The sequence below is a fragment of the Thermoplasmata archaeon genome, assembly GCA_035632695.1.
Taxonomy (GTDB): domain Archaea; phylum Thermoplasmatota; class Thermoplasmata; order RBG-16-68-12; family RBG-16-68-12; genus RBG-16-68-12.
On the sequence record DASQGG010000124.1, the window covers coordinates 1 to 8,842 of the forward strand.

The following is an 8,842-nucleotide window of genomic DNA, read 5'->3' on the forward strand; positions in this document are numbered from 1 at the left end:
GTTGTTCTTCTGGCCCATCTGCGCGCTCGGCCTCGTCCTGTTGATCATCGGCATCGTCCTCGTCGCGAGCGAGCGGACTCGCGCCCAGGCGTATTCGCCGTACGGCTACCCGGCCCAGCCGCCCTACGCGTACCCGCCCCAGCCGCCCGCGGGAGGCATGCCCGTCCCCCAGGCGCCGTACAGCCAGCCCATGTGCCCCGTCTGCGGCTCCCAACTCACGTGGGTGCCCCAGTACGGGCGGTGGTACTGCACGCGATGCCAGGCCTACCGTTGAGCCCCGGGCAACTTCATCCGCGCAACCCCCGATCGTCGGTGGCACGACATGCTCGCTCCCGAAGTGGCGACCGTCTGGACGATCGGCCATTCGACGCGCGGGTGGGAGGAGTTTCTCGCCCTGCTCCAAGAGTCGGACATCGTCCTGCTCGTGGACGTGCGCCACTACCCAAGCTCGGCGCGGGTGCCCTGGACGAACGCACCCGTCCTCGCGAAGCACCTCGCGGACGCCGGGCTTGGGTACGAACACCTGGACGCCCTCGGCGGCTACCGCAAGCCGCGGCCGGGCTCGAGGAACGCGGGTTGGCGGAACCCCGGATTCCGGGGCTACGCGGACTACATGGATTCGGAGGCTTTCCTTGAAGGCGTCCGTCGGCTCGTGGAACGGGCGAAGACCCACCGGACGGCGATCATGTGCGCGGAAGCCGTCCCCTGGCGATGCCACCGGAACCTCCTCGCCGACGCCCTCACGGTCCGCGGGGTGCGGGTAATCCACATCCTGTCTCCCGGCAAGACCCAGGATCACTCCCTGACGCCCTTCGCCCGCGTTCACGGGGAGCGGCTCACGTACCCGGCGCGAGGGACAAAGCGTAAGTGACCCCGAGCGCTTCCTGCCGCGGGAGACAACGCCGTGGTCCGAGACGTCCCGTTCGAGGAGTCCCTCGGGTTCGTGGTCAAGGGGTGGCGAAGCACGGACGAGGGCTTGTTCCTCAAGGTGCGGGGCCACACGGAGGAGGTCCGGTTGGTCTCCCGCTGCGGTCGATGCCACTGGATTGTCCACGAGCAGTACCGGAGCGGTGGGCCGAAGCTCGTGATTACCTGCCACGCCTGCGGGGAGCAGATGACCTATGCACTGGAAGGCGGTCCCGCTCCGGCTCGGTGACCCCTCCGCTCAGCGGTGCGCGTACCCTCCGTCCACGATCAGGGTCTGGCCCGTGACGTACGAGGCATCATCCGCCGCCAGGAAGGCGACCGCGCGCGCCACCTCCTCGGGACGACCCCACCGTTTCAGCGCGGGCTCCTGGGCGAGCGCCTCCCGCTCCTCCCGGGGCATCCCGGCCATCGCCTCCGAATCGATGCTGCCTAGGGCAACCGCGTTCACGCGGATCCCGTGCGGCCCGTACCTCTGGGCGAGCGCCCGCGTGAGCGCGAGGAGCCCCGCCTTCGCGACCAGGTAGGGAATGCCCACCACGTCGCCCGTCAGGGCCGGCGTGGACCCCGTGAAGACGATGCTGCCCCCGTGCTGCGTCCGCATGACCGGGAGGACCGCCTGGGCCATGTACACGGAGCCGAGCAAGTCGATGTCCAGAGGGCGGCGAATCTCCTCGGGCGTGAGAGCGGCGAACTCCTTGCTCCACTCCTCGCTCCGGAACGGGTGGCCCGCCATGCAGACGAGGACGTCGACGCGCCCGAGCGACCGGACCACGGACTCCACAAGGGACCGGCAAGCCTTGGGATCCGAGACGTCCGTCTGGGAGATCGTGGCATTCCTGCCTAGGCCGCGAATCTGCTCCGCAACCGCCTCCGCGTCGTCCTTCCCGCGGTGGAACTGGAGCGCGAGATCGGCACCCTCGCGAGCAAGCTCGATGGCCGTGGCGCGACCGATGCCGCCGCTCGCGCCCGTAACCAGGGCCACGCGGCCGTCGAAACGACCCACGCCGCGGCGACGGCCCCCGCGCGTATTAAAGCCTCGCGGGCCGCTCGATCCCCGGGACCCGGAGGGGAAAGGCATTATACCGCACGCCCGATGCGTCGGGCGCGGGGGTAGCCAAGCTAGAACAACGGCGCGGGACTTAAGATCCCGTCTCGAAGGAGTTCATGGGTTCAAAGGCCTCTCGCCCTCCGGCGCGGGGCGGAACATCCCATCCCCCGCACTCCGAACCCGGGAGCGACTTCGGCGAACCTTTAAACCGATGTCGCTGTTCCGTCCCGCGGAACCGGGAGAAGGGATTCCATGAAGTCCGCAATTCTCGTGGCCGTCCTTCTGGGCATCGTGGTTGCCGGTGCGAGCGCCTCCCTGGCGGCGCCCGCGGGACCCGCCGCCCCCATGGCCTCAGCGACGCCCACGTGGCACTACACGCTATACGGGAACGCCACATCAGGGTGGGGATTCACCCCCTCGTCGATTAAGAAACCCGGGCCTATCCTCACGGTGACCACGGGCGACCTCCTCGCCCTCGAACTATACAGCCAGGACGGGAACACCCACAACTGGACCATCGACGTGAACAACGACTCCGTGGTGCAGCCGACCGAGCCGCACGCTCCGAACTTCAGCTCCAAGACCGTTCCCGAGTTCTACAACCTGACGGTCACGCTCGCCCCCGGCACGTACACGTACCGCTGCGGAATCCACCCGGGCGCCATGTGGGGCGAGATTGTCGTCCAGTCCGCGCCCACGTTCGTCCTGTGGGGTAGCGCTGGTACGTCGAACGGCTGGGGATCCACGAACGACACGATCGCGTATCCCGGACCCACCCTGAACGTGACCGAGGGACAGACCGTGACCGTCGACCTGTTCTCCGCGGACGGCGCGAACCACACGTTCTACGTGGACTTCGCGGCGAGCACGTCCCCGTCGGGCAACACGGTCTCTGACGTCTTCAACGGGACCCACTCCGTCCGTTTCACGTTCGTGGCGAGCCGGGTCGGGGACTTCGCGTACGCCTGCGGGATCCACGGGCAGTCCGTGATGAGGGGTGTCCTTCACGTTGCCGCGGCTCCCACGTCCGCGGGACCCGACTACACGCTGTACGCGGCGGTCGTGGTCATCATCGTCATCATCGCGATCGTCGCGGTCCTCGTCATCCGCCGCAAGCCCAGGGTGCCGCCCGCCCAGCCGCCGGCCCAACCGCCCCAGTGAGCGCCCGTTCAGAACGTGTCCATCCGGCCCAGAGCCCTGGCGGACGCCCGGTCGAGCGCGGAGCGCTCCGTCCGGGTCAGGTGCCAGTCCGCAGCCCCGGCGTTCTCCTCCGCCTGGGCGGCGCGCTTGGCCCCGGGAATGGGGATCACCCCGGGCTGGTCCGCGAGCCAGCGCAACGCGACTTGGGCCGCCGTCTTCCCGTAGCCCTTGCCAGTCCTGCGGAGCAACGCGACCAGCGGCGCGGAGGCCCTCAGGTTCTCGGGCTTGAACAGGACGCCGTCGGACCGGATCGGATCCCCCGGCCGTCGGTCCGGCGTGTAGGTCCCGGCCAGGATGCCCTTCGCGATCGGGCTCCAGGCGAGCAACGCGATGCCCTCGCGCTTGGCGTACGAGGTGAGGCCCGCCTCGGGTTCGCGGTGCAGGAGGCTGTACTGGACCTGGTCCGAGACAATCTCGGCTCGCGACAAGGAGGCACGGGCCTCCTTCAGGTCCCGCACGGCGAAGTTGCTCACGCCGATGTGGCGTATCCGCCCCTGCCGCTCAAGGCGCTCCAGGGCCTTCATGGTCTCGGGAATGGGCGTGAGGCTCCACGGGTTCGGCCAGTGTACCTGGTACAGATCGATCTCCCGCACCCCGAGGCGTTTCAGGCTGGCCCGGCAGGCGCGCTCCACATCGGGCGCACGGAGGTGCTCGCCCGCGACCTTCGTGGCCACGAACACGTTCTCGCGGCCCACGCTCCGGATCGCGCGGCCCATGACCTCTTCCGAGTGGCCGTCGCCGTACGCCTCCGCGGTGTCGACCAGGTTGACCCCCAGGTCGATCGCGCGCTCCATGGCCCTCTGGCAGTCCTGGTCGACCACGTCCTTGCCCCAGGCCTTGCCGCCGGCCTGCCACATCCCCATCCCCACCTCGGAGACCTTGGGACCGCCTCGTCCCAGCGCCACCTGCCTCATGGGATTCGCCTTGCGACGGGTCGAACGCTCCCATGACGCAAAAGGCTATCGCGGGCTCAGGTCGAACCACTCGGGCGGTCGGTCCGGGAGGCGGAAGCGAAGGAAGCCCTTGTTGTACTTCTCATGGTACCGGTCCGATGCGTCGACGCTTCGGCGGTAGGCCGCGTCGAACCCGGGCCAGTCCTTCGCCTCGATCGCGCGGACGACGGGTGGGAGGTCCTCGCGAAGGAACACGTTGACGTCCGCGGCGTACTTGGGCCGCACTTGACCCAGGATCGCGAGGACCTTCTCCGACTCCTTCTCCATGTACCGCGCGAGCTCCCAGCTGCCGCTCTTGGCGGCGTAGTAGAGAACCCAGTACCGGCGGGCCAGCTCGTCCATTAGGCGGGCGGCGCCAGGGAGCACGTCCCCGAGTTCGTCGGCGGTCAGCGAGCCGTGTTTCGTGGTGATCCGCACGCGAGATCCGGGGATCTGGTCCTCGGCCATGGACCGGGTCAAGGACCCGACGGGTCAAGTCCCTTTCGTCCCCGTCTCGGCCTTCTGGATCGCGTACTCGACGATCGCATCCGCGGCGTTCACCTTGGTGGCTTCGAGGAGGCCCCGGAATCCGGGCGAGGCGTTCACCTCGAGGACCACGGGCTCGTCCCCGCGCATGATCATGTCCACGCCGCTGATCTCGAGTCCCACGGCCTTCGACGCGCGAACCGCGATGTCCTTCGAGGCGTCGTCCAGCTCGATCGGCACGCCCTTCGCGCCCAGATGGATGTTGGACCGCCATTCCTGCATCTGCGCGACCCGCTTCATGCAGCCAATCACGCGGTCACCGACCACGAAGGCGCGGATGTCGATCCCCGGGTTGGGGATGTACTCCTGGAGGAGCATGACCTCTCCGAAAGACTTCATCGTGTCCACGATGGACGCAGTCTCCTCGAAGCTCTTCACCCGCATGACGCCGATGCCCTGGGTCCCCGAGAGGATCTTCAGGATCGCGGGATAGTGCACGAAGTGCGCGGCCTCCATGACGTCGGGGCGAGAGGCGAGGAGGATGCTCCTCGGGATGGGGACGCGCGCCTGACGCAGGGACTGGAGCGCGAGGAACTTGTTCCTCGCGGTGATGAGCGCCTCGCTCGACAGGGTCGTCCGCATCCCCATGAGCTCGAGCTGGCGGAGGAGCATCTTCCCGAAGTCGGTCAGCGAGCGACCCACGCGCGGGATGAAGATCGCATGGTCCCGGATCGACGCACCGTTGTACTGCGCGTCGTCGCTCCCCGCGACGATCAGCCGGACCGCGTCCGTCCGGATGAAGCTCGACTCGTGGCCGTGCCGGGTTACCGCTTTGAGGAGCTGGCGCGTCGACCAGTATGAGTCCTTCTTGGAGATGATCCCGATCTTCACGGAACGTCCCCGCCACGGTAGGCCGTGCGGACGGCTATCGCGGGAGAAAAAGCTTCGCCAGCCGCCGCTCCGACGGAAGGATGATAGCCTGAGGGCCTATTCGGCCCTCCGAAGGGAACCCTCGGCGGGTGCACGTCCGGATGACGCCTGAAAAGGAAATCCAGCCCAAGCACAAGGTCATTGGGATCATCGAAGAGGTGACCGTCCGCGGACCGAGCGGCGACATCCAGGTGCGCGCGAAGATCGACACGGGCGCCTCGCGGACGAGCCTGGACACGGACCTCGCGAAGCGCCTCGGGCTGGGCCCCGTGGAGCGGCGCGTGCACACCCGCTCGGCCGCGGCCGAGCGCCCGGAGGAACGGGACGTCGTCAAGGCCATCGTGATCATCGACGGCCGGGAGTTCGAGGCCCACGCCACGGTCACGGACCGGAAGGACATGCGGTACCACATGATCGTGGGCATGGACGTGCTCCGCCACTCCCGCTTCCTGATCAACCCGCGGAAGGGCGCAGGGCTCGGCAAGGGCCGACCTGTGGTCAAGTCGGAGCCGTGACGCCTCCTGCGAGCGACCGGTCCGCTCCCTTCGACGAGAGCTTTAAGTACTGCTCCTCCTCTCCTTCAGACGTGGTCCCATGATTAAGCCACTCTCCCTCCTCAATCAGAAGATCTCGTCCAACGTGATGGTCGAGCTCAAGGGGGGCCGGGGGTACCGGGGCATTCTGGACGGGTTCGACCCGCACATGAACCTCGTCCTCCGCAATGCGGAGGAGACCCAGGACAACCAGTCCCAGCGGAAGATGGACCTCGCGATCGTGCGCGGGGACAACGTGATCTACATCTCCCCCTGACGACGCCGAGGTGGCGTAGATGACAAAGGGAACCGCATCGCTCGGGAAGATGGGCGTCAAATCCGTCCACATCCGGTGCCGGCGCTGCGGGCGCCACTCGTACCACAAGCGCAAGGGATACTGTTCTTCGTGCGGGTACGGGAATACCAAGAAGTTGAGGAATTTCTCCTGGGCGAAGAGGCACTGAGGATGTCCTTGGACGGCGCTGCGTCGGAATACTCCGACCTCCGCCCGCGCGAGAAATGCGGCATCATCGGTTGCGCGAGCGAGATCCCGGTCGCCACCGAGCTCTACTACGGGCTCCGAATCCTGCAGCACCGCGGCCAGGAGTCGGCGGGGATTGCGGTCTTTGACGGAGAAATCCGTTCGAAGCGCGGCATGGGCTTGGTCCATGAGGTGTTCACAAAGGAGGATCTCACGAGCTTGCGCGGCCGCTCGGGCATCGGCCATGTGCGGTACTCGACCACGGGCTCGAGCGTCCTCGACAACGCTCAGCCGATCGTGGTCAAGACGTCGTACGGGGACATCGGCCTCGCGCACAACGGGGACATCGTGAACGCGGCGGAGATCCGAGAGGACCTGAGCCGCAAGGGCTGGGCATTCATGACGACCTCGGACAGCGAGGTGATCGTCCGCCTCCTGGCGAACGAGCTCGTGAGCTCGGGAGACCCCCGGCGCGCCCTCAAAGAGTTCACGAAGCGTCTCGAGGGCGCCTACAGCCTCGCGCTTCTGATCAACGGCACCGTGTACGCGGTCCGGGACCCGTTCGGAATCCGTCCGCTGTGCATCGGTGAACGGGAAGGCACGATGATGATTGCGTCGGAGAGCGTCGCCTTCGACGCCCTCGGCTACCGCTTCATCCGTGACCTGAAGGCGGGGGAAATCGTCGAGCTCCGCCCCGGCGCCTTCGAGTCCTTCCGCCTTCCACACCCCACGCACACCGCACACTGTATGTTTGAGTGGGTGTACTTCGCGCGGCCCGACAGCGTCCTGGACGGACGGCTCGTGTACGACGCGCGCGTGAAGATCGGCCAAGAGTTGGCTCGGGAGCACCCCGTGAATGCGGACATCGTCGTGCCCGTGCCCGAGTCGGGGAGGGCGCAGGCCCAAGGCTTCGCGTCGGTCGCGAGCCTGCCGGTCGTCGAGGGCCTCATCAAGAACCGCTACATCGAGCGCACGTTCATCATGCCGGAGCAGTCCGAACGCGAGGTCGGGGTGATGCTCAAACTGAACCCCATCCGCTCCGCGGTGAAGAACAAGCGCGTGGTGCTCATCGACGACTCGATCATCCGCGGCACGACGCTCCGCAAGATCGTCCAAATCGTGCGCCAGGCCGGTGCCAAGGAGGTCCACGTCCGCATCGGTTGTCCGCCGATCCGCTCCCCGTGCTTCCTAGGGATCGACATGAAGACCCGCGAGCAGTTCATCGCGAACGAGAAGAGTGTCCCGGAGATTGCGGAGTTCCTCGCCGCCGATTCCCTCGGCTACCTCTCGATGCGCGGGTTGATCACGGCCCTGAAGCATCCTCGCGACGATGTGTGCCTGGGGTGTCTCACCGGGGAGTACCCGATTGCGATCCCCGGAGAGAAGATGCGGAAAGAGAAACCCCTCGAACTGTACGCGGACACGGGTTCGAAGAAGCCTGCGGTGGCGAAGCGCCCGAAGTCCTCCGCGTGAGCCACGCGTCCGCGAGGTGACGTCCGTCCGTGAGATTCACGGCAGGCCAGAGTCTTCGGCCGCTACGTGTGCCGCCGCCCTCCCGCGATGAAACGCGCCTTCAGCGTGTGGAAGCCCATGCATGTCGTCGAGACGGGGCTCTTCTTCCTCGTCACCTTCCTCCACATCGGGACTGTGGCGTGGCGCGCGGGGTGAAACGCGAACATTCTCGTGCGCCGGGAAACCTTAATACCGGACCCTATCTTACAGCGCATCCGCGGGCCGGTAGATCAGCTGGAAGATCGCTATCTTGGCATGGTAGAGGCCGTGGGTTCAAATCCCACCCGGTCCACTCTTCTAGGGAGTCACAGGCCTTTGGAATCCGAGGATGTGGGCTCGCGTACGGTCAAGATGACCGGTACCGGGCAACCGTCGGCATCCAGCGCGGTCCCGAATCTCCACCGACGCCGCGTCATCATGGCGTTGCTATCGCATGCTATAGCAAGCTATATTAGTCCCGGTTGCCATGGTTGCCGCCGTGGCCACGACGACTATCCAGCTCAGCCAGGACCTGAAGAAGGTCCTTGAGGGGATGAAGCTCCACCCTCGCGAGACGTACGAGGAGGTCCTCGAGAGACTCCTTGAGGACCTCCAAGAGCTCAATGAACAGACGAAGAAGGAAATCGAGCAGGCCATCCGCGAAATCAAGGCGGGCAAGTATCGGACGCACCGGCAGCTCAAGGATGAGCTGGGCTTCTGATGCCCTTCGAGGTAATTTGGTCCGATTCGGCCATCCGCCAACTAAAGAAGCTGGACCGCTCAATCGCGCGCCGGATCTTCGACAAAGTTGGCG

General features: G+C 66.5%; 13 protein-coding genes and 2 tRNA genes. 11 read left to right on the top strand and 4 right to left on the bottom strand.

The features are described 5' to 3' along the window. The 3 genes from VEY12_08180 to VEY12_08190 all read left to right on the top strand — a co-directional run. Positions 1-274 (top strand): hypothetical protein (locus VEY12_08180; protein ID HYM40103.1); only part of this gene is annotated, 274 nt, incomplete at its 5' end. A 48-nt stretch (positions 275-322) separates the two neighbouring features. Further along, entirely contained in the window at positions 323-871 is a 549-nt protein-coding gene (locus VEY12_08185; protein HYM40104.1) for a DUF488 domain-containing protein, read from the top strand. Positions 872-904: 33 nt separating this feature from the next. Continuing rightward, a complete protein-coding gene (locus tag VEY12_08190) occupies positions 905-1,156 on the top strand; it encodes a hypothetical protein (protein ID HYM40105.1) in 252 nt (83 codons plus the stop codon). A gap of 9 nt (positions 1,157-1,165) precedes the next feature. Here the strand turns inward: VEY12_08190 and VEY12_08195 are convergent, their stop codons facing one another. After that, on the bottom strand, positions 1,166-1,930 hold the full coding sequence (locus tag VEY12_08195; protein ID HYM40106.1) for an SDR family NAD(P)-dependent oxidoreductase: 765 nt from the start codon (positions 1,928-1,930) through the stop codon (positions 1,166-1,168). Positions 1,931-2,031: 101 nt separating this feature from the next. Between VEY12_08195 and VEY12_08200 the strand changes: the two genes are divergently transcribed. Together VEY12_08200 and VEY12_08205 are read left to right on the top strand one after the other, a co-directional pair. After that, positions 2,032-2,147 (top strand) — tRNA-Leu (locus VEY12_08200). A gap of 80 nt (positions 2,148-2,227) precedes the next feature. After that, on the top strand, positions 2,228-3,136 hold the full coding sequence (locus VEY12_08205) for a hypothetical protein (GenBank protein ID HYM40107.1): 909 nt from the start codon (positions 2,228-2,230) through the stop codon (positions 3,134-3,136). 8 nt (positions 3,137-3,144) lie between these two features. Here VEY12_08205 and VEY12_08210 read toward each other — a convergent pair whose 3' ends face one another. From VEY12_08210 to VEY12_08220, 3 genes are read right to left on the bottom strand one after another with little or no spacing between them, the layout of a single operon-like run. Beyond that, positions 3,145-4,089 carry an aldo/keto reductase gene (locus tag VEY12_08210; GenBank protein HYM40108.1) on the bottom strand — a complete coding sequence of 315 codons (945 nt, stop codon included), beginning with the start codon at positions 4,087-4,089 and terminating at the stop codon, positions 3,145-3,147. A 45-nt stretch (positions 4,090-4,134) separates the two neighbouring features. Beyond that, positions 4,135-4,575: a hypothetical protein gene (locus tag VEY12_08215; protein HYM40109.1), complete on the bottom strand. Its 441-nt coding sequence runs from the start codon at positions 4,573-4,575 to the stop codon at positions 4,135-4,137. 24 nt (positions 4,576-4,599) lie between these two features. Continuing rightward, positions 4,600-5,484, bottom strand: a complete 885-nt coding sequence (locus VEY12_08220) for a RimK family alpha-L-glutamate ligase (GenBank protein ID HYM40110.1) — start codon at positions 5,482-5,484, stop codon at positions 4,600-4,602. A gap of 140 nt (positions 5,485-5,624) precedes the next feature. On the opposite strand from VEY12_08220, the gene VEY12_08225 reads away from it, so the two are divergent. The 6 genes from VEY12_08225 to VEY12_08250 all read left to right on the top strand — a co-directional run bounded on the left by VEY12_08225 (position 5,625) and on the right by VEY12_08250 (position 8,749). Beyond that, a complete protein-coding gene (locus VEY12_08225) occupies positions 5,625-6,038 on the top strand; it encodes a RimK/LysX family protein (GenBank protein ID HYM40111.1) in 414 nt (137 codons plus the stop codon). A 79-nt stretch (positions 6,039-6,117) separates the two neighbouring features. Then, positions 6,118-6,333: an LSM domain-containing protein gene (locus VEY12_08230; GenBank protein ID HYM40112.1), complete on the top strand. Its 216-nt coding sequence runs from the start codon at positions 6,118-6,120 to the stop codon at positions 6,331-6,333. Between the two features lie 19 nt (positions 6,334-6,352). Further along, a complete protein-coding gene (locus tag VEY12_08235; protein HYM40113.1) occupies positions 6,353-6,520 on the top strand; it encodes a 50S ribosomal protein L37e in 168 nt (55 codons plus the stop codon). Positions 6,521-6,522: 2 nt separating this feature from the next. Continuing rightward, complete coding sequence (gene purF / locus VEY12_08240; protein ID HYM40114.1) at positions 6,523-8,010, top strand: amidophosphoribosyltransferase; 1,488 nt, start codon at positions 6,523-6,525, stop codon at positions 8,008-8,010. A 258-nt stretch (positions 8,011-8,268) separates the two neighbouring features. Then, a tRNA-Ala gene (locus VEY12_08245) sits at positions 8,269-8,341 on the top strand. 186 nt (positions 8,342-8,527) lie between these two features. Next, positions 8,528-8,749: a hypothetical protein gene (locus VEY12_08250; GenBank protein HYM40115.1), complete on the top strand. Its 222-nt coding sequence runs from the start codon at positions 8,528-8,530 to the stop codon at positions 8,747-8,749. The last annotated feature ends 93 nt before the right edge of the window (positions 8,750-8,842 follow it).